General features: G+C 32.6%; 1 pseudogene. It reads right to left on the bottom strand.

Annotated elements, in window-relative coordinates:
* Positions 1-850 (bottom strand): annotated as a pseudogene (locus HNV10_RS17085) (hypothetical protein); the annotation flags it as partial.

The following is an 850-nucleotide window of genomic DNA, read 5'->3' as shown; positions in this document are numbered from 1 at the left end:
CAGCAATGTGCCAAGTATCAAAATCACCATCATTGTTAGGAGACATGTGTTTTGGAGCATCAATGACTAATACAGTTCTTGTTACCTCAGCACAACCGTTTTGGTCTATAATTGTTACGGAGTTATAACCAATAGGTACATTTTCAAAAACGTTAGAGGTTTGAGGGTTGCCATTGTTAAGTTGAAACAGGTAATTTCCGTTAAGGTCTATAGTTACAGTGATGCTGTTTGGGTCAGAAAAATCAATAGTTTCTACAGCATTGATTATTGCAGATTGAGATTCTGTAACATTAAAAGTACTAGTATATTGGCAACCAAATTGATTGGTGATAGTTACAGAATAAGTACCCATTTCAGTGATTTCAATCTGAGGTGTTATAGCATTAGTAGACCATAAATAGGAGTCTAATGGATTAAAGGTTTCTGCAGAAACAACCAATGGTAAATCATCTAAACATACTACTTGATCAGGAATTGATATTAAAGGAATCTGGTTGATAATTATTGAAAATTCAGTAATATCGAAACAGCCAGTAATGGTGTTCTCTAGCCTTACAAAAATTATTTCGTTATTATAAGCGACATGGTTTTGATTAAGCGGTTCAATGTTTTCAATAGCATTAATTTCAGAATTGAAAAACGAAATAGTGTAGTCATTTAGATTTTGATTTCCTAAAATGGTATTGTTTTGTTGTGTTAAATCGATTTCTGTAAAACCATCAAAGTCATCATCACAAACAATAATATCATTAGGTTGGTTGGCAACAGGTTGCGGATTTATAATTAATTGAAAAGGGTAGATAGCATAACATTGGGTAGTACTATATTCTACTCTAGCAAAAAGTGTTTC

The organism is Winogradskyella litoriviva (assembly GCF_013249065.1).
Classification (GTDB): domain Bacteria; phylum Bacteroidota; class Bacteroidia; order Flavobacteriales; family Flavobacteriaceae; genus Winogradskyella; species Winogradskyella litoriviva.
Note: the sequence above shows the minus strand (reverse complement) of the source record. Positions and strands in the feature narration are given on the sequence as shown.